10 protein-coding genes are annotated in these 19,669 nt (G+C 65.5%); 4 read left to right on the top strand and 6 right to left on the bottom strand.

All coding sequences use genetic code 11. The features are described from left to right. Positions 1 to 20: 20 nt before the first annotated feature. From M0G41_RS07435 to M0G41_RS07420, 4 genes are all read right to left on the bottom strand, one after another. Positions 21 to 3,920, bottom strand: coding sequence for a carboxypeptidase regulatory-like domain-containing protein (locus M0G41_RS07435; RefSeq protein WP_248207134.1), 3,900 nt, complete (start codon positions 3,918 to 3,920; stop codon positions 21 to 23). 408 nt (positions 3,921 to 4,328) lie between these two features. Beyond that, the gene (locus M0G41_RS07430) at positions 4,329 to 4,700 is read right to left on the bottom strand and encodes a hypothetical protein (protein WP_248207132.1); all 372 of its coding nucleotides are present in this window, start codon (positions 4,698 to 4,700) and stop codon (positions 4,329 to 4,331) included. 997 nt (positions 4,701 to 5,697) lie between these two features. Next, the gene (locus M0G41_RS07425) at positions 5,698 to 11,145 is read right to left on the bottom strand and encodes an AMP-binding protein (protein WP_248207131.1); all 5,448 of its coding nucleotides are present in this window, start codon (positions 11,143 to 11,145) and stop codon (positions 5,698 to 5,700) included. Between the two features lie 159 nt (positions 11,146 to 11,304). After that, positions 11,305 to 12,813: a hypothetical protein gene (locus M0G41_RS07420; RefSeq protein WP_248207130.1), complete on the bottom strand. Its 1,509-nt coding sequence runs from the start codon at positions 12,811 to 12,813 to the stop codon at positions 11,305 to 11,307. A gap of 882 nt (positions 12,814 to 13,695) precedes the next feature. Between M0G41_RS07420 and M0G41_RS07415 the strand changes: the two genes are divergently transcribed. Together M0G41_RS07415 and M0G41_RS07410 are read left to right on the top strand one after the other, a co-directional pair. Continuing rightward, positions 13,696 to 14,499 carry an isocitrate lyase/PEP mutase family protein gene (locus M0G41_RS07415; protein ID WP_248207128.1) on the top strand — a complete coding sequence of 268 codons (804 nt, stop codon included), beginning with the start codon at positions 13,696 to 13,698 and terminating at the stop codon, positions 14,497 to 14,499. 51 nt (positions 14,500 to 14,550) lie between these two features. After that, the gene (locus M0G41_RS07410; protein WP_248207126.1) at positions 14,551 to 14,928 is read left to right on the top strand and encodes a VOC family protein; all 378 of its coding nucleotides are present in this window, start codon (positions 14,551 to 14,553) and stop codon (positions 14,926 to 14,928) included. A 351-nt stretch (positions 14,929 to 15,279) separates the two neighbouring features. On the opposite strand, the gene aceK is transcribed toward M0G41_RS07410, so the two are convergent. Further along, entirely contained in the window at positions 15,280 to 17,007 is a 1,728-nt protein-coding gene (gene aceK / locus M0G41_RS07405; RefSeq protein ID WP_248207124.1) for a bifunctional isocitrate dehydrogenase kinase/phosphatase, read from the bottom strand. A gap of 299 nt (positions 17,008 to 17,306) precedes the next feature. Between aceK and M0G41_RS07400 the strand changes: the two genes are divergently transcribed. Then, entirely contained in the window at positions 17,307 to 18,068 is a 762-nt protein-coding gene (locus M0G41_RS07400; protein ID WP_248207120.1) for a hypothetical protein, read from the top strand. After that, positions 18,065 to 18,526: a DUF3592 domain-containing protein gene (locus M0G41_RS07395; RefSeq protein WP_248207117.1), complete on the top strand. Its 462-nt coding sequence runs from the start codon at positions 18,065 to 18,067 to the stop codon at positions 18,524 to 18,526. The genes M0G41_RS07400 and M0G41_RS07395 overlap by 4 nt, the downstream gene beginning before the upstream one ends. Before the next feature lie 45 nt (positions 18,527 to 18,571). Here M0G41_RS07395 and M0G41_RS07390 read toward each other — a convergent pair whose 3' ends face one another. Next, positions 18,572 to 19,642 (bottom strand): zinc-dependent alcohol dehydrogenase family protein, encoded by a 1,071-nt coding sequence (locus tag M0G41_RS07390; RefSeq protein WP_248207115.1) that lies wholly within the window; start codon positions 19,640 to 19,642, stop codon positions 18,572 to 18,574. Positions 19,643 to 19,669 lie beyond the last annotated feature (27 nt).

Here is a 19,669-nt window from a genome sequence, read left to right as displayed (position 1 = left end):
CGGGCGCGCGGCCTCAACGCTCAGCGATCACCGCATACCGGTGCGGCGCTGCCGAACTGCAGCCGTTCGATCCGCTTCTCCTGCTGCACGTCGCCAACCCGGTAGCTGAAGCGACCGCTGCGGCCGCTATCGAAGCGGAACTCGGCCTCGCCGACGCTTTCCGCACCCGGGCTGGCGGGCTGGCCATCGATGCGGGAGAAGGGCGTGCCGTCCCGCTGCAGGAACACCGGCCCGGTGAAGACCTCCCCGTCGCCCTCGGCGGTGGCCACGAGGAACACCGGAGAGCCGTCCTCCGCATAGGTGTACCAGGCGGCAAACAGGCTCTGGCCGCGCTGCTGAAGGAACAGGCCCCATCCGCTTTCATCGGGGTTCCACCACACATCGCTTACGTGTGCGCTGTCTGCGGCGAGGACCGTGCCCTCGGGGCGGCAGGTCGGCTCGACGCCGGCGAAGGGAAAGCCCTGCAGCCGCACATCGCGCTGGGCCGCGCCCACCCGGTAGCCGAACTCGAGGGTGCCATCCGCGGCGAAGCGCAGTTCGGCCTCGCCGGCGGTCTCGCCCTCGGCGACGCTGCCCGGACCGATGCTGGCCAGCGGCGTACCGCTGAACCTCAGCACGGGCGCGCGGTACTGTCCCGGCGCCTCGGGGGTCGCCGGCAGCAGGAACCAGGTCGGTCTGCCATCCTCGGCGTAGGTGAACCATGCGGCCGCCAGCTGGTCGCCCTGGTCGACGATGAACACGCCCCAGCCCGGCTCGTCCGGATGCCACCAGACGCCGCTGCGCAGCGCGGGGAAGCGCTCGCAGGCGCCAAGCCTCGCGCAGGCTTCGCGCTTCATCGCGGCCAGCGAAGGGCCGTTGAAGCGCAGCCGGTTGCCATGCATGGTCGACTGGTGACTGGGTCGGAAGATGCCCCCCTGGTAATAGCCGGCTCCCTCGAACCAGCCATCCCCCGGTGACCCCAGCGGATGCGGGCCCGGACCGGCGGCGGTGATCGGCCAGCGCGGCAGGTCGGGTTCCAGGATCCGGGTCAGGTTGGGCGCGGCGGATTCGACGCCGAGATGATTGCCACGGAACTCCTGGTACTCGTCGGCGAGCAGCCCGAGTGAATGGCCCAGCTCGTGGCTGGCCACCGTCGACACCGGGCTCGCCCCCGGCAGCCCGCCGTAGTAGAGGATCCAGGCGTTGGCCCTGCCCATGGCAACCGGCTGGTTGAGCAGGACGACCCGCTGCCCGTACTGCGGGAAGTCCCTCGCCAGCGCCCCTTCCGCCTTGGAGTAGTCGATGGCGAGAAGGCTCCTGTCCTGCAGCCAGCGCGCGCCGAACGCGGTGTTGCGCGTCTCGATCGGCTTGCCCTCGCGGTCGATCAGGTCCATGCCCGCCTGCTCCGAGTCATACCAGAGCGCCCAGGCGTTGATGGCGTCGCGACGCTCGGCCCAGAACGGCAGCGAAAGCAGCTCGCGCACGAAGTTGCGGATGTTGAGCCCGAACACCGACGGATCGTCGATGCTCGGGTAGCCATCGCCATTGAGGTCCTCGAAGGGCTCGTTGCCGCTGCGGATGTCCGTGCCGTACTGACTGTCGCTGGGCGGCGCTGCCGTGCCGTAGCGGGTGTAGGGCTCGCCGCGGTCCCAGAGCCCGTTGCGATCGAGGTCGGCGAACAGCAGCCCGTCCCAGAGCCCGTTGCCGTTGCGGTCCTCGAAGCGCTCCTGGGTGGCGACATAGCCCTCGGCCATGAAGACGATATCGAAGCGATCGGGATCGCCTGCATCGCCGTAGATCAGCTGCCGGCCGCTCCGAGGCTGTGGCAGGGCGGCAAAGTCGAGCCCTTCCAGGCGGACATCCTCCGCGAAGCTCGCCCTGCGGCGTTCGATGACGCGCACCTTGCGCAGCGAGCGGCCGGACTCGGGCGGTGAGAACCCATAGGCGAACCCCGGTGAGATCGGCAGCGAGAAATGTCCCTGCCCGTCGGTGCGGGCCCAGGCGACGACCTCGTGGGCCTCGTTCTCCATGCGCACGAAGGACTGCGGCACCGGCTGGCCATCGGCGTCCAGAAGCTGCCCGGTCCAGCGTCTGCACTCACCCTCCAGCGCCGCGCCCGAGACCTGCACCGATCCCGCCGCGGGCACTTCGGCCGTGCCCTCCCAGGCCGGATAACCGGGGATCTCGGCACGGAACTGATAGCGTCCGGGCGCCAGCTCGACGCGCACCGAGCCGTCGTTGGGCGAAGGGCTGAGATGTCGCACCGCCACGCTGCCGGAGGCATCGGTAAGGCTGATTGGAACCCGATAGCTGTAGGCGCCGTGGCAGCTCGATGGCAGGTTGAGGACCAGGCTGGTTGCCGGTCGGGGCAGGGTGAGATCGACCTCCGCCGGCGAGGACCCGATCGAAACGATCTGCTCTACGCCCTCCGTCACCGGTGCGGTCAGACCCTCGAAAAAGGCATGCAGCGCGTACTCACCGACCGGCAGGGTGAGCGTATAGCGCCCGCTGCCGTCGCTGGTGTCGCTCGCGACCAGCCTGCCCGCCTGCAGGGCCTGCACGCGGACGTTGCCGAGGGCCGACCCGTCGCCAGCCAGGACCCGGCCACTGACCTTTCCCTCTTCGGCGAGGCGCAGGCTCAGTCCACCCGGCGCGGCGAAGCGCCCCTTGTGGCGCGTGGGTGAGCGGCTTCGGGGGCCGGCCTCGATCACCACCTCGGCGTCGTGCGGCACGGCGATGCGAGCGCCGGACTCAAGCCGCTGCAGGCTGTGGAAGTCCCGGGCGCTGACCGACACGTCCATCGACTGCGCCTGGCCCTCGGTACCCAGCAACTCGAGATCGAGCGCGACGCCGGGATCGAATGCCGGATCGATGCGCAGGTCGCGATCGAAACGCTGCCCGCGAAGCACCTTGGGCAGGCCGGGCGGCGGCGGTTGGATGGCGATCCGCATGGGCTCTCCCGGCACCACTAGCAGGCGCAGCAAGTCGCTGCCGCGGACCTCGCTGAACCAGCGCCCCGAGCGCTCGCGGTAGGCCGTTGCGCTGCCCGTGCCGGCGATCGGGATGTCGACCAGCACGCCCTTGTCCAGCGGCAGCGTGAGTTCGCCACGCTGCTGGCCAATGTAGTGGGCGACCGTGTCGAAGTAATGGGGGGAGGGCGGAACGGGTCGCGTTGTGGCTTCGGCGCCGGGCAACAGCGCGATCCGGTCGACCGCATCCGGCCCCACCCAGCGCGCGAAGTTCGATACGCCATCCACCGAGTAGTAGGCATAGAAGCCCGAGGACAGCACCCCGCTGCGCGGCGTGTAGCGCAGGGTCAGCGGATCGCCGTCCTCGAGCGCGACCGTGTAGTCGGTCCGCCCGGCTTCGATCTCGAGCGAGAGCGTGCGCATTGCCAGCGGCGCCGACGGCGCCACGCTCAGGGAGTAACGCTCGACCGGCCCGGACTCGAAGCTGATCTCGCCGCTGCTGTTGGTCTGGAAGAAGCGGCCGATTGTGCTGTTGAACACCCAGACCGCGGCGACAGGTGCCGCATCGGCCGCGCGCTGGAACCGGACCCGCACCGTTTGCGTGCTCTTCCCTGCCTCGACTACCTCAATCGCGCTTTCTGCCGAGCCGACATGGTGGAGGTAGCGAAGCGGGAACTCGGGGTCGACGACGGCATCGGCCCCCTGCTGGATTTGCATCCAGCGCGCATCCTGCGTTCTCAGCGCCCGTCCGAGCATGTCCTCGATCCGCGGGTCGGGTCGATAGGCCTGCTTCGATACCGCCTCGCCAAGCCGGTCCCTGCCGACGTCCCCACGCGGAGCGAAGGGGCCGATCCACTCCGTCCCGGCTGCCGGCTCGACCGCCTCCCGCGGCTCGGGCGGCGGCTGCGCCCCGGACTGAAACGGGGCAAGACAGAGGATCGCGAACGCAAGCAGGGGAGGGGCGATACGCATGATACGAAGCTCTTCGTTATTCCTGAACGACGTGTTACGTGGCCGGCTGCCGTAAGTCAAGCAAACCCCGATTCGCGAGACCTCGGAAGTTCGACGCCCGCCGAGACGATCACCCGCTCAGCCGAGGCCACGGCCACGAGCCGTAAGGGGATTCTGAGGGGGCGGCCGCGAGGACGCCGGCGATCCTGCTTACTGCTGCGCAGACCCGAGCGCAGCAACTGCAGCCCAAATCCACCGTGCATCTCGACCCTTTTCCCGACCGCCGTTCGGCGCGATGGCAGACCTCCGCTGGAGCAGGTGGGATTGCGGCGCTTCCCCGGTGCAACGATGGCGGGCCGAGCAGAGGTGTCCACAGCACCTCAGTGGATTGGATCCGCGAAGCACGACCGAATGACTGATCGCGAACTCTCAGCCCAGCAGGATTTCGGCCAACAGGATGAGGGTGACGTAGGCAAATGCCGCAGCGGCGCATCCAGCTACGACCGACCCGGCACGCGAGTGCCACGTCCGCCACGCGAGCATCGCGCCCGCGAGATAGGGCAACGACAGGGTGATTGCCGCGAGCCAGACCAGAACCTGCTTGTCGCCGGCATCGATCACTACCGCCGCAACCAGCGGCAACAGGGCCGGACCGGCCCAGATCGCCGGCCACGTGGCTCTCGTATCCCTCTTGTCTTGCATGTGTTCCAAGGAGTTCTGATGCAGCAGCCGGCAGTCGATCGGGCCAGCATACAACCGCAACAGAAGGACCTGGCAGTTGGCAAACAGGCGCCACCACAACGCACACTCTGGATACTCCACCCGCGACTGAGCCTCCCATCTCGGCCGCCCTCTGTCGGCTGGACCCCGACCCGAAACCTGCAACGACGCGACCGCTGCATCCCGCCCCAGAACGTGCACTGGGTGATGTGTACTTCGGGCGCAAGGAAGACACTCATAGGGTGCGGCTGGCCGCACCGCGCGTACCGTCCGAACGCCCGTACCGGTGCGTCCAAGACGCACCCTACGGGGCTTCGCTGACGCCCAACGAAGCCCGACTGTAGGAGCGCACATGGGCGCGACCGCGGCGTGGCGTGTTCTCCACAGACCGCGGCCAGAGCGCGCCTCCGCGGTCGCGCCCAAGGGCACTCCCACAGTTTGACTACGGCAGGGCCTGCTTTGCGGCGCCAACCGGACCTGGCAACGCCGTTGCGTGTGTAGGAGCCAGCTTGCTGGCGATCGTCCGGTCGGGGGTGCCGATCGCCAGCAGGCTGGCTCCTACATTCGGGTTATGCGGTACGTCCGCTTCGCGCCCGAACTCAACATTACGAAACAGCCGCTCTCGGCTGGCCTCGGTCTACGGAGCCCGTCCGTGGCTACATACCTGCGTCCACCGGCGCATTCCGACCCGAAGCGAGTTTTCAATTCGCCCCTAAAGTGAGTATCCAGCACTACCCGACTGAACGTACCCCATGATGGCCAGGATCAACGATGGCCACCATCAACGCGACCAAACCAAAGGCCAAGTGCACGACTGCAGCTGATCCGGTCTGCTTATCAATTACAGATGTTCCGTACGATTTGAAGAGGTATCCGCACACACATCGTTCGACGGCGGCGCCGCAATCATGCGTCGTCACACGCGTACCAGATGAGAAACTCCATCGCAGCTGCCGGTTGGGTTGGGCACCCTGTCGAAGGTAGGCTGGCAGCGGTGTCGCCCTCGACGAAAGCACGTGAAGCCCGGGCCCCCAACAGCCGCAACCTAACTGACAGGCGCAGCAGCTCATCGTAGACCTCAGCCGGAGTCGATGGAGCGCTCCGCATGGGGTGATGCATCGAAGGCTGCTGCGACTTCGACGGCTGTGCCCGCAGCCAGCTCGGGGCCGACTACGCTGAAGTGTCCACCGGCGATTACCCGGCTCTCCAAGTCCTCGACGAGGCTGCTCCAGCCGAGGTGCGGGTCGTTCTGCAAGGTTTGCAGCAAGGTGCCCTCGATGCCTGCTTCTGGCTCGGGCGCGCGCAGTTGCACGACGTGCACGCCCCGCGCCTCGCCGGTTTCAGAGTCCCTGTCCACTGGATCGAGCGATTCCACTTTGACAAGAGATGCGCTGTGGAGATCCCAGGCCATCTGTGCCTCGACTATCGCGGCCGCATCATCATCCTCCACGACCAGCTGTCCGGCACGCTCGGCCATTCTGCGCCCGGTTGCCGCGGTGCTCTCGAGAGCAGACGGGTCCACGGTCCCACGGGTATAGGACGCCAGATTAGGGGCGAGTCCGTCGATGAGCACCAAATCACAGTGGCCGAGCTCCTCGGCTACCAGAGCACCAGGTACGCCACCCAGCGAATACGCCAGCAGGTGCCAAGGGCCTTCGGGCTGCAGCGTGCGTATGGACTCGGCATAGCGCCGGGCCAGTTCGTCCATCGGAGTCCGCGACTCGGCGCTGCGATTCTCGAAGGCGACCAGCGTACGCGGCGCGAGATGCTGGGCCAGATGGACATAGGCGAACACGTGACCGCCGCCGGGTGGCATGCAGAAAACTGTACGCGAACCGTCGAGCAGCTTCTCTCCGTCCGCGCGATGGTCGTTCAAGACAACATAGGGGTTGGTCGACATGGCACGGCTGATCGAGCGAGCGCTTATGGCTGTCGCCAATGCGTCGATGGTCGGGAAGTTGAACAGGTCGGATGGACCGAAGCGCTGGCCACAGCGATCGCTCAACAGCACCATTGCCTCCACAGCGCCGAGCGAGTCGATCCCAAAATCGGAAAAGCTCTGATGGGTCGCGATTGTGCCGGAGTTGATGCCAACGAGTTCGGCGATCACCTCCTTTATCCACGTTACCGCCTGTGTCGGCTCGATCGGGCGCGCCGCCTTCATTATTGTCGATGAGGAGTCAGGACACTCCCTGCGTGCGGGGCTGCGCTCGGTCCGCTCAATATCGAACTCAAAAACCGGAGCTACCAGCGACAGCCCACCCATAGCGAAACGCTGGCGAACGTCGACTCGACGCAGCTTGCCGGACGTGGTCTTCGGCAGCGACCTCTGCGCGACTAAACCGACGAAGCGGCAGCGCTCGTTGACCGCATGCCCCACCGCCTGAACGATTGCAGCTACGACCTCGGAAAGTGCGTCGCCCGAGGGCCGCCGGCGATATGCGCTTTCGCGGAGCTCGGCAACCACGCAGAGCACCTCGGTGCCCTGGTCCTCAATGCCGAAGGCGACGACGCAGCCTTCGCGGATAGCCGGATGGGCGCGGCCCACAACATCTTCGATATCCATAGGCACGAGGTTGCGACCGCCGGTGATGATCAACTCCTTGACCCGGCCACAGACGTAGACCATGCCCTTGTGCAGGAAGGCGAGGTCACCGGTTCGGAAAAACTTCGACCAGCTCTCCGGCCTTTGCGTTGGCACGGCGAAGCGGGTTGTGTCCTCTGTCCCTGGGCGAATGTGCCCGGGGGTAACGGAGGGGCCGCGGATCCACAGTTCACCAACCACGCCGGATGGGGCGACCGCGCCTGAGGCGAGTTCGGTGATCACGGCGCTGGTGTCGTTGCGTGCGGAAACCGGCGGGCCGCAGGCGATCAGGGTCTGCGCGTTTGGATGCTCGGGCGAGACCTCGACCACGCGCATATCCTCGCGAAGCGAATTCCGCTCGAAAGAGGTATAGCGGGAGTCCCCGTCGCGGCCGCCGGAGAGATACAGCGTGCACTCGGCCATTCCCATAATGTTGCGAATGTTCCAGAAGCGTAGCCCGAACTCGCCGAATCGATCGACAAAAGCTCGGTGGGTTGCCGGCCGGCAGAGCTCCGCCCCCGAGTAGATGACCAAGCCGGTGAGATCGACGCCCGCCAGCTTCGATTCATCAGCACGCTTGATCATCAGTTCCAGCGCAAAGTTGGGTGCCGCAGTGTTGTTGATGCGCTCGGACGCGCAGGCCTCGAACCAGAAGTTGGGCCTGGCAAGCCACTTGATGGCTGAGAAGTAGACGATGGTGGTCCCGAGGATCGGCGGCACGCAGAAGCCGATTACCAACATCAGGTCGTGCCACCAAGGAAGCCACGCAAGTCCGCGCTGGGGCGGAAACACACGACAGTCTCGCGATGACATGATCGCGTTGTGCATCAGCATGTCGTGCCTGATCAGTACGCCACGCGGCGCGCGTGTCGAGCCGCTTGTGTACTGCACGTAGGCAATGTCGTTCGGCACGGGAAGGGGCCTGGGCTTGGAAACTCCGCGGGGGGCCTTGTCGGTCCGGATCCACCGCAGGCTTGCGGGCCAGCGATTGCCAGCAGAGCGGCTACTGCCAAGCGCTGATCGTATGCGCTGCAGGGGGCGGTCTAACTGGGTCAGTGAGTAATATCGGGAATCGGTCAGTGCGGCCACCGCGCCGGCGTCCTCGACAATGCGGTTGAAGCGCTCGAGGCCTTCGGCATCGCCCTTCAGAGGAATCGGTGGCGCGACGGGGACGGCGATCACGCCAGTCATGAAGCACGCATACAGTGCGGCCGGAAAGTGCACGCTATCCGGGGGGTAGACCAGCACCGCTCGGTCACCGGCCTTAAGGCCAGCATCCTCGATCCATGTGGCTACCGTGCCGGCTTCCTCCCACATTTCGCGAAAGGTCCACGCGCGTCTTCCGCGCTCCAACGAAACAATGAATTCCCCGTCGGGCTGCGTGTTGGCATGATGGTGGAAAGCGTGCAACAGCGTCGGAAAGGCCGCCCCGAGCGCATCGAACCAGCGGTCGACCGCGTCCAAGTCACACCTGTCCTCCGGCAACGGTGTGTCGATAAAGCGCCTTACGGGATCCACCTCTGCGCACCGCTCTGCTGCAGGTGCAGGTTCATGGCAAACGCGATCGATGAACTCACGCGTCCAGCCGACGATGCAGTCGGTCAGTTCGAAGGAGGTCAAACCGCCTCCGAACCATGTACGGTTCAGGCCCTGACGAGCTTCGAGCCGCTCGTAGAACCCGGCTGCTAGGTCGCCGGGAGCAACATGCGGCACGTAGTCCCAGCGCTGAAGGAACAGGGGTTCGTGCCCCCGAGTGAATCGGGCGCCCATCGCCGTCAGTTGCTGCAGAGAGGCGTTGAGAAACTCCTCGTCCGACTGCCCTGGGGCGGCGTAGCCCCACCATGCCAGCACGTCGCTGTCGGGATTGTAGTAAGTGTAGGACGCAACCGGCGATGGCCTTCCGGGGTCGTCGGTCACGCAAAAACCGTTCCTGTTGAGACCTTCGGCGCGGATGAAGCCCGTGATGTAGGGCAGGTAGCGCAGCTGAGAAAGCAGCGCCGTCTCCTCCTCATCGCCTGCAAGGAAGGCGAGCGGTCGATTGGCGGCGACGAATAGCTGGTCTGCCTTCAGTCGAGTGCCATCCTCCAGTTGCACGCTGACGCCGTCGATGGTCCGCTGCGTGGCCACAACGCGCTGCCCGCAACGCACATCCAGATCAGCGGCCAGAGCGCGCAGCAGCCTGCCAAAGCCACCTGCTGGTGTGCCGGTGCGGTCCGGACTCTGCAGCGAATGCCGCGAGGCGTCCGCAAAGCGCAGCAGGTAGGCTGAACTCATCTTATCCGAGGACCCGTAGCCGGCGCCGTGGAAGAACGGATGGACGAAATCAACGAACGGCCGAGCGTGTTTGCGCCAACTGCTGATGTTTGCCGCGTACGCATCCAGGCCAAGAAATCCATAGCGCTCGGCGCCGGCATCGGCCAGAAGACTGGTCACCATGGATCCGGCATGCATTAGCTCAAGGCCGTCTCGATGGGTGCCATCGCCAGCGCGTTCGCCGAACTTTTGATGCTGCCCGAGGTAGGGTTCGATACCGATGCCGACTTCGGCTGCCAGCTGCTGGACCGGTCCCTCGCGCCGCACGATGTGGGCGCCCACATTGTAAGTTTGGCCGTCGATCTCAAGGGTCTCGCACTTGCCAAGGCCGACGCCGTCGGCGGCCTCGATCACGGTGACTCTACAGCCGCATTTCTGCAGCTCGCGTGCTGCAACGAGGCCCCCGATGCCGCCGCCGACCACGATTACCCGGTCTCCCGGCGGAATGCAGTTCTCAGTGTGTCGCTTCGGCGGGACCCGGCGCGGCAACGAAACTGTCCGAGATGAAGCGAAACCGAGCAGCCCATCCGGGTACGTGACCAGCAAGGGGACCGGCGGTGGCGGGCCCGGTGGCAGTGACTGGATCTCCCAATTAAGCCCGACTAGAAGTTCGCGCAGAAAGGCCAGGGAGAAACCGTGCATCAGTGACTTGGCGGGGCAGTAGATGACCTCCGGGAGACCGGTCTTCGGATCGCGACGGCCATTGTTGTGCGGCACGCCCGCGAACGTTGCGCTGTGCTGCGCCTCGTCCAGCGGGTCATCACACCAGCGCGACCAATCAAACGACTCGCTATAGTTTTCACCGTAGACGCTGTATTGCACCTGGGCGCCGTGCGGAATGTCAGTCTTGCTGAGCGGCAGCGGGCAACCGCCCCGTGCGGTCCGATCCAGTGACACTGTCATCGTCGGAACGATTGGCGTGCGACAGAACGCCTCGGTGACCAGCGACGCCAGCGCTCGCTCGTCGCTCAGCAGTGCCTCCCGCCACAGCACTCCATTAGATCGGGCGGTGTCGTGGGATCGATTGAGTTCGACCAGCAACACGCAGAAAGACTTGACCAGCGCGACGGTAGTGCCCAGCCCGTGGATGAGTGCGTCGATCGTTCCTTCCCGATCCATCCGCCCTGTGCGTTCATCGCGCAGGTACTGCACAACGAAAGCAGAATCATGTACTTGGCCCTGCTCGGCGCGCGACACAGCCTGTCCGATACGTTCGGCCAGACGTGAATAGCCGGCACCGTGCTCACGTATGCCAGGTTGGTAAAGAAAGTCCCAGACCATCTTCGCGCCATGATCATGCGGCAGCGCTTCGCCCAGCTGACTGCGCCAGCCGATCGCGAAAGCGAGCTCTCGGCATGCAGACTGGAAGTCGACTTGCTGGCGCTTGACCCAAAGGCGAAAGTGATCGCGGATGACCGGGAGCGCCGCCTCGACCTGGTCGGTTACCGATACGTGCATATCGAAGGCGCGGAAGATCTCGGGGATCATCCGGCGATCGACCTCGGTCTGGTACAGCACGCCGTGCCCCTCACGGCTTGCTGTCGCTCGGTCATAGATGAACTCACGCGCAGCCGGGCCGGCAACTACGAATGGCCGTTCAGAGCCGCCGCCGCCCGAGACGCGGAACACGGGGCATCTGGCGGATTCTCGCCAGACCCAGGCGTCATACTGCGCGCGTTCGGCGGGGGCTCTGCGCACGGGCGCCGGGCGGGTCATGCGGTCGCTCCGGATCTGAACACGGAATTTGGTTGGGTGCTGGTCAGGACATGAATGATCGGCAGCTCCAGTTCAGCGGCCCCGAAACAAGCTTAGGATCTGCCCCGGGTTGCGCGCGAGTGAGACCAGCGCCGACATTCGAATTGTCGGCTCAGCCGGATAGGCGATGCCGTGGGCGCCGCCATGAATCTTGATTGCGTTGAGTGCCTCAACGCGATCCAACGGGCACGGGAACGGCGCGGAAGGATTGCCGGGCGCCGAGGGGTCAAGCCAGTCACGAACCATCAGCAGCCCGTTCAGATCCTGTGTGGTGGCCGGCTCGAAGATGTCAATCTCGAAGCTTGGCGCACCGCGGAAGGCAATCTCGAACACGGGCTTCTGCATCGAAGGCGTCGCGGTAATCGCCGCGGTGTTCGCCGACACATGGTACTGCGCCTTCCGCGCCCCGCCTTGTGCTCCCAAGGTGCACCAGGTCTCAGCAGCCATTATCTTGTCGATGTACTGGGCGGCCTGATAGCTGACGCCTTGCATCGCAATCACCGCGCGCGCCACCGACACCTGACCGTCGGAATAGTGTCCTTCGCCCCGACCAAGGAGGCCCATAGCCGCCATTGACTTCTTCCAGCTAGAGGCTTGGTGGCGCTGTCGGTCCGCTCGCGCCACTTCTTCATCGGTCAGTCGCAGCGGCGATGCTGGCGAGATGAACATGCTCAAGGTACGTACTGAAAGAGGCGACAGCGCAGCCACGATGGCGTTCATCGATGCAGTGAGCAGCCACTCGCGTCCGCGCCCAGGCGCATAGGCAAACAGGCCGAGATCGATCGGGCCATTCTCTGCAAACGCTTCGACGGTACGCACCACGCGTCGCGGCTGGGCAATCAGGTCCGCACCCTGCGTTGGCCAATGCAGCCTGCCGGCAAGATCGTCGCGATGAGTCAGCATGTCGTCCGGGGCGCGCAGATCCAACCACAGCACTTCGGCGCCGCCCCGCAACAGCAGCTCGATCGGTGCCAGCGCAGCGCCTGCGCCGAGAACCGCCACTCGTCGGCCGGATAGGTCGAGTCCATTTGGGCCCTGCTCGGCAAACCCCGCGAGCCACCTGAACGCCTCTCGCGCAGGACCGGTCATCCGCCCGCTTACATGCAGTCGGTCCAGGAAGGTATTGAGCGCGTTACCGTGGAGCGTGCGGTCACCGACGCGCACGGAAGGACGCACGCCGGCCTGTCCGCGGAAGCGAACACTCTCCAGCGCAAGCGGCCTATCGTCCTCGCGCAGCGCGTCGGCGAGTGGGCGTGATTCGCCGTTCTCATGGTAGACGAAGAATCGCGTGCTGGCATCGAACAGATGGTGCGCGATCTCAGTTCGTCGATCGGAACGCTGCCGCAATGCCTCGAACTTCGCGAGTAGATCTGGGAAGTGCCTGCGGAACTGGCTTCGCGATGCTGGAATCGGTGCCGGATCGAACTCGGAAGCAAATGCAGATTGGGTACCCAAGAGGAGTTCGTGAAATGCGCTCGTCGCCGAGCCGCCGCGTATTCCTACGCCGCTCGGCATGGCATTTACCTCTCGCTTATCCGTCATCAGCCGGATGGCTCCCCCTGAGTGGCAGCCATCCGGAACCGAAGGACCGCGGAGTGCAACGGGCATCATGCTTGTTCAGGCGCCCATCTTGTTGCGCCAGCATACCCGTCGAAACCTGAGTATACGTGAGCCTTCCCGACGAGGAAGCCCGGATGCTGTCGCGGGCCAAAAATCACGGAGAGCTGCGCAGGAAATGACAGCCACAGAGGCGGCGTGCACCAAAACATCTGAGCGCTGTGCTTCAAGCTTGCCCACATCGTCGTGCATGGCGGCGAATCATCTCTGGGCTAGTCCAGATTGCAGTCTGGGCTCGTGGCCACTGAGAACGCCAACGAAGGCGTCTGACGAAACGATGAGCACCCGCCAATCGTATCGATGCCTGCGGTTACATTTACGAACTTGTTCGTCGCGCCATCAAGTCAGTCACCCGGCTTCACTCGGTACCCAAAAGAGTTGCTCAAGCAGAGGCGGGACGCAGATCTGAAGCATGTCGCCCTCGTCGATGATCTGGAGGGCGCGGAAGGGTATCCGTATTTCCCCAAACGACGCGTTAAGCGGCCGCGACGCATTCCGGTTGCCGTGGCCAATCAGCACGGAGGCGTGGTCCACTGGATCGGTGGCAGCGCACACTGGTGATTTGCAGGCCCGGCATGAAGCGACAGGCTGTTTGCGACCCGTTGTTAGCTTTCGCTGCCACCCGAAAGCGGCCCTTCGCGCGGAGGGGTATGGATGCGAGCGCACGTATGACAAACCCTGGGCGATTCAATGATCAGTGACGTAGGGCCTGACTGCCTCAGTCATTAACGTCCGAATCCGGCCAGCGTCGTTCGCCATCTAGCGATAGATTCTCCCCGCCCAAAGTCACTGAGGAGATCGTCATCCATGAGTTCTGCCCTGATCGCCAATCCCTTTCGGCAGCTTGCCAACAGCGCGGAGCTCTTGGTGCTCGCCAACATATGGGACGCTGGCAGTGCACGCTTGGCCGAATCGCTTGGCACCACCGCGGTTGCAACCACCAGCGCCGGTCTGGCCTGGGCAAACGGGTACGCCGACGGAGCGTTCCTCCCGGTTGATGTGCACACACGAGCGCTTGCCCGAATCTGCCGTTCTGTGAATTGTCCTGTCACCGCCGACATCGAGAACGGCTATTCAGACAGCCCAGTCCATGTAGCAGAGATTGCAATGCGTCTGGTATCGCCCGGAGTCCAAGGCATCAATATTGAAGACGGCGACGGGACCTCAGACTTGTTGTGCCAAAAGATCGAGGCGGTGAAGAACCGAATGGCAAGTCAAGGGCTCGACTTGTTCGTGAACGCGCGTACAGATGTGTACCTGAGGCGTTTGTCTGGCGATCCAGCGGCAGAAACATTGCGCCGCGCGAGCAAGTATCACAACGCAGGGGCCGATGGTCTGTTCGTGCCAGGACTGATCGACGCATCCGACATCAAGCTCATCACTGACGCCGCAAAGCTGCCACTGAATGTAATGGCCTTGCCGGGCTTGCCGTCATTGGAGCGACTGCTTGGTCTGGGCGTACGTCGACTCACCGCCGGGCCGGCTTTGCTGCAGCGGCTCTGGAGTTCAATGGCAGAGTTGATCGAGGAGTTCAACCAACAGGGCGGAACCCCCTCACTATTCGACCATGCTGCTTCCTACGACGCTGTTCAGTCACACTTCGCAGAGTAATCGGCGGAAAGGTTACAGCAAGTATTCAGACACCGACTCATCGGAGAGCTAATGTTCGACCACGTGAAATTCGGAGTCACCAACTATGAGACCAGCAAGGCCTTCTACCTTAGTGCACTGGAGCCGCTAGGTGTCTGTGCCGGGCCAGAAGGGCCACCGCACTATGGAATTGAAATGTATGTGCCAGGGCAGGAAGCCTCGCTATGCCTGTTCCAATGTGACGAAAAGCCCTCGCGGCTGCATCTCGCCTTCGCCGCATCGACTCCGCAGGCGGTGGATGCATTCTATCGAGCGGCGATTGCTGCGGGGGGGAGAGACCATGGCCGACCGGGCTATCGTGATAAGTATCATGCAGGCTACTACGCGGCTTACGTGCTAGACCCTGACGGACACAACATCGAAGCCGTATTCCACTCGCGTGAACCGTAATCCATGAGTCCGCCCCTGCCATTCACGCTGGCGCGCACAGGTTGGTAATCCGTGCAGCGCTCTCCAAAGGATTCGAGACGCTTGCCTGAATCGCCCAAGGTTTCCGAGACATCTGAGAGCGGGAATGCTCAGTTTCAGGCAGTTCAACTTGGATACGAACGCTCACTCCTGGCCGGTTTCTGCCGGTCACCCGGTCGCTCCTCCCGGATGACCAGCCTGTTGATCCATTGGGATGTAGCTGGCGGCACAGGTCTAGAAACCGCACCGGGGCGGTCGACCTGGAGGCGTACTCCCGGCAAGACGGCCGATCGGGCGCGTTGGTTCCGAGATTGTGTTGCCTGCCCGGCCCGCTCAGCCGGAAGGCAGGCGCAGATCGTCGTAGTAGGGCGGCACATCGGCGTAACCGCCGCCGCGCAGTCGCTCCTGCACCTCCAGCCACCAGCGCACGTCGAAGATCTCGCCATGGGTGGCGAGCAGGGCTTCCTGCTGTTCCGGGGTGAGGCCCAGGAAGCGCGGGAACTGTTCGGGAAAGACGTCGTTGTCGTCGACGTGGAACCAGGCGCCGTGGTGCATCTCCTCGTCTTCCGAGCGCGCGGTGGGCAGGGCGCGGAAGCGGCACTCGGTGACCAGGCAGAGCTCGTCGTAGTCGTAGAAGATCGCCCGGCCGGTGCGCGAGATGCCGAAGTTCTTCAGCAGCAGGTCGCCGGGGAAGATGTTGCTGCGGGCAAGGTCCTTGATTGCCTGGCCGTAGTCGACTGCGGCAAGCAGGGCATGCTCGGCGTCGACCTCCTTGATGTACAGGTTAAGCGGGCGCAGCCGGCGCTCGATGTAGCAGTGGCTGACGACGATGTCCTCCCCGTCGTCGATCACGCTGAGCTTGCAGCCGGTCAGAAGCTCCTCTAGCAGCACCGGGTCGAACTGGGTCTTGCGGAAGCGCAGGAAGCGGAACTCCTGGGCGTCGACCAGGCGACCGACGCGGTCGTGATTGAAGACCAGGCGGTACTTGGCCTGGACCTCTTCGCGGGCGACATTCTTGGGAAAGGCGAAGGTGTCGCGGATCAGCTTGAAGACCAGCGGGTAGGAGGGCAGGGTGAACACCAGCATCACCATGCCGCGCTCGCCTTCGGCGTGGACGAAGCGCTCCTCGGGCACGCCGCCGAGGTGGCGGAAGAAGTGCCGGTAGCGTTCCGTCTTGCCCTGCTTGGCACGGCCGAGCACGGTGTAGATCTCGTCCAGCGGCTTGCGCGGCACCAGGGTGCGCAGGAAGACCACGGCGTCGCCGACCGTCGGCAGGTCGGCGTGGAAGTAGCTTCGCGTGTAGCCGAAGAGCACGGCGATGTGCTCGCGTCGGGTCAGCACGGCGTCGGCGCGAATCCCCTCGTCGGTGTTCATCAGCGCGATCACGCAGGGAGCGAAGCGCTTGTCGCCGAACACCCGGCCGACCAGGTAGGCGCGCCGTTCGCGGTAGAACACCGTCTGCAGCATTTCCAGAGCGATCACCGGCGGCTCGCCCCATTCGTCGAGCTGGGCCTCCAGCGAGGCGGCGAGCTTGGCCGCGCAGTCGGCGACGTTGCGATAGGGCACCGAGAAGCTGTAGTCCTCCAGCAGGCTGCGCATGGTGCGTTCGAGCTGCGGTGAGGCGGCATAGGCATAGCGCGCCACCGGCTGGGCGATGCGATCGGTCGGCTCGATATCGAGCGCGACGAACTCGATGTCCGGATCGGTGCCGCGGATCTTGTGCGAGCGACGCGACAGGGTGTTGAAGAAGGTCTTGTACAACTCCTGATCGAGCAGGTCGGCGATCAGGGCGGCATAGCCGTCGCGGATCCGCTTCCACAGTGCGCGGTCGGTGGCCGACTCGCCGAGCAGCTCGGCCAGGCGTACCGAGGTCTCGCCGACGCAGCGGTCATAGAGTTCGATACGCTCCACGGCGTCACTCCGCGCGCTGGCCCAGTCGCGCTCCTCGAAGCGGCGCCGGGCGCGCTGGGTGACCGTGGCGAAGCGGGCGTGGTAGTCGGCAAAGCCGTCGCGCAGCAGGGCGGCGGCGCGGGCGGAAAGTTCATTGGATTCGGCGTTCATGGCGTCGAGTCTAGGTCAGCCCGGGCCCCGCGTGGTTGCGGTTGAAACGCGGCCAGCGAATCTCCGTACGACGAAGTTGGCATGGGGGCGTGATGGGCGGACGGTGGGGCAAGCGTGCTGCCCTCGGCAATGGCTGCCGGTTTGACCCTGCTTGCCCTGCCGCTTAGCCTTGCCCTGCGCGGTCGCATGGGGATGCGGCCGGCGCTCTCCACGGCCCGCACAGGCGGGTCCCGTTCGCTGCATGTCGCGGCATGCACGTATTCCTGTTGGCCCCGCGCCCGGGACGAAGGAGCTCCGCCATGGCTGCACCGTTGGTCTACAGGACGCCGGAGGATGATCCCGGCCTCGAGCTGGGCCGCCATCTGATCGAGCAGGGCCTCGAGCGGCAGCCCGACAAGGGCGCCGCCATCTGGTCCGGCAGTCTGGACGGGCGCCGGGTCGAGGTGGCCGTGGCACGGCAGAAGCGCACCCGCTACGTCGGCGACATCCGCTACAGCAAGCAGCTGGGCTTCATGCTGAGCATCCGGATGGACTGCGCGGTGAAGACGCGACTGGCCTTTGTCCGCGAAGGCCTCGCCAGGCAGGGTTTCGTGCGCTGGCTGCATGCCCGGTTCGGCCGCCAGCAGGTGCGCGACATGCCCGAGGGCCTGGAAGGTTTCTGCGCTGTGGCCGCCGATGCCGACTGGACGCGGAACCTGCTGGCCAAGCCGCGGGCGGCGGCCCTGCTTCCCGATCTGCTCGCAGGCACCGGGCGGCAGGGGCACAAGCTTCCGGGCGTGCAGCTGATGCCGGGTGAGCTCAGCTACACCAGCCCGACGCTGGAGGGCGAGGCCTTCACGCTGGAACGCTTCAAACCGGTGCTCGAGGGGCTGCAGACGCTGGCCTCGATTGCCGAGCAGCTGCCGCCGCCGGCGCAGCCCAGTGAACAGGCAGGACTCGAGCGGCTGCTGCGCGGGGATCCGAAGAAGGGCGCCCTGATCCTGATTGCCATCGTCCTCGGCGGCGTGTTGCTGGTCTCGGCCCTGTTCATCGGCCTGCTGATTTGGGTGGCGACGCGATGAGCGCGCTGGACAAGCAGCGTCGCGCCGGCCGGATCAGCAATATCGTGCTGGGCGGGATCACCCTGCTGCTGCTGGGGGTCTCGGCCTTCCTCTTCTGGACCGACTACAGCGTCTTCGTTGTCGGTGAGCGCAGCGAGGGCGTGGTGATCGCCAAGCGGGAGGTGAGCACGCCCAGCCGCACCGGAACGGGACATACGACCTCGTATCAGGTGCGCTACCGTTTCCAGCCCGAAGGACAATCGATGCGTTATGGGCGACAGTCGGTCGCCCGCTCGCGCTACGAGCAGCTGGAGCCCGGCGACCGGGTTCCGGTGTGGTTCGATACCGGGGGTGGCGAGGTCAGCTACATCGACCGCCGCGCGCGCTGGAACGGGCCGATCTGCCTGCTGATCGCGCTTTGCTTCGCGGCGGGAACGGCCTATTCGATCCGCTACCAGCGCCGGCTGGAAGGGCACTGAGCGCCAAGCGGCATTCTGGCGTTTCCGGGCCCGCGAGAACGCACCTCAGACGGCTGCCTCGTCGAGGCGGATGACCAGCTTGCCGACGTGGTCCGCGCGGGCCAGGGCGCCGAAGGCTTCGCCGACCGCCCCGCGCGGATAGACCTTCTCGATCACTGGATGCAGTCGTTGGTCGGACACGAACGCAGCGAGCTGCGCGGTCATGGCGCGGCTGCCGACCATCAGACCGAGCAGACGCTTGTGCTCGAGGAACAGGGCGGCAGGGTCGATCGCCGCAGGCTCGCTGCCGCTCAGACGGCCGACAACCGCGACGCTGCCGCCGTAGCGCAGGGCCTCGATCGACTGGGCAAGCGTTGCCGGACCGACCACGTCCAGCACCCGGTCGGCGCCGCCCCATTCGCGCTGGATCATCTCGGACCAGCGCGGATGGGTGCGCCGGTCCACGCAGAGCGACGCGCCCAGCGCCGCGGCGCGCTCCAGCTTGGACGCATGGGAAGAAACCACGGCGACGCGCAGGCCCAGCGCGACGCCAAGCTGCAGCGCCCAGATCGCGACGCCGCCGGTGCCGAGCACGACGATGCCGGCGCCGCGCGGCAGCGCCACGGGCGCGTGCAGGGCGTGCCAGGCGGTCACCCCCGCGCAGCTCAGGGTCGAGGCCGCATCGACCGCCACGCCGTCGGGAAGCGGCACCCAGGCCGCGGCCGGATGGCAGACCTCATCCCCGAGCACGCCGTCCAGCGAGCCACCCAGGGCGCGGGCGGTGGCAGCTGCGCTGGCGGGGCCGCGCTCCCAGTCGGGAAAGAACGCGCTGATCACGCGCTGGCCGGGGACCAGGTCTCGTACCGCGCTGCCCACCTCCAGCACCTCGCCGACCGCATCCGAGCAGGGCACCACCGGGCGGTCGGCGGGGCCGGCCCGGCCGTCGAGCAACATCAGATCGCGATGGTTCAGCGAGACCGCCAGCACCCGCACGCGCACGGCGTCGGCGGCCAGCGGCGCCTGGACCAGCGGCGAGGCAACCAGACCGTCCGGCCCGGCGCCGCGGCGGGCACGCCAGTGCAGCGCGGCGGGCAGGGCCGGGGCGGAATCAAGCGGGGCAGGCTGTGCGGCAGGCATGTCGGGCTTCCGGATTGGATGTCCGTC

Origin of the sequence: Pseudomarimonas salicorniae, from assembly GCF_023156535.1 — a bacterium.
In the GTDB taxonomy this organism is placed as follows: Bacteria; Pseudomonadota; Gammaproteobacteria; order Xanthomonadales; family Xanthomonadaceae; genus Pseudomarimonas; species Pseudomarimonas salicorniae.
This window is presented reverse-complemented; position numbering and strand designations above follow the sequence as displayed.

Coding starts and splice junctions, on each gene's coding strand:
- M0G41_RS07435 (WP_248207134.1), bottom strand. CDS start 3,920: ATGCGTATCGCCCCTCCCCTGCTTGCGTTCGCGATCCTCTGTCTTGCC.
- M0G41_RS07420 (WP_248207130.1), bottom strand. CDS start 12,813: ATGACGGATAAGCGAGAGGTAAATGCCATGCCGAGCGGCGTAGGAATA.
- M0G41_RS07415 (WP_248207128.1), top strand. CDS start 13,696: ATGAGTTCTGCCCTGATCGCCAATCCCTTTCGGCAGCTTGCCAACAGC.
- M0G41_RS07410 (WP_248207126.1), top strand. CDS start 14,551: ATGTTCGACCACGTGAAATTCGGAGTCACCAACTATGAGACCAGCAAG.
- aceK (WP_248207124.1), bottom strand. CDS start 17,007: ATGAACGCCGAATCCAATGAACTTTCCGCCCGCGCCGCCGCCCTGCTG.
- M0G41_RS07400 (WP_248207120.1), top strand. CDS start 17,307: ATGGCTGCACCGTTGGTCTACAGGACGCCGGAGGATGATCCCGGCCTC.
- M0G41_RS07395 (WP_248207117.1), top strand. CDS start 18,065: ATGAGCGCGCTGGACAAGCAGCGTCGCGCCGGCCGGATCAGCAATATC.
- M0G41_RS07390 (WP_248207115.1), bottom strand. CDS start 19,642: ATGCCTGCCGCACAGCCTGCCCCGCTTGATTCCGCCCCGGCCCTGCCC.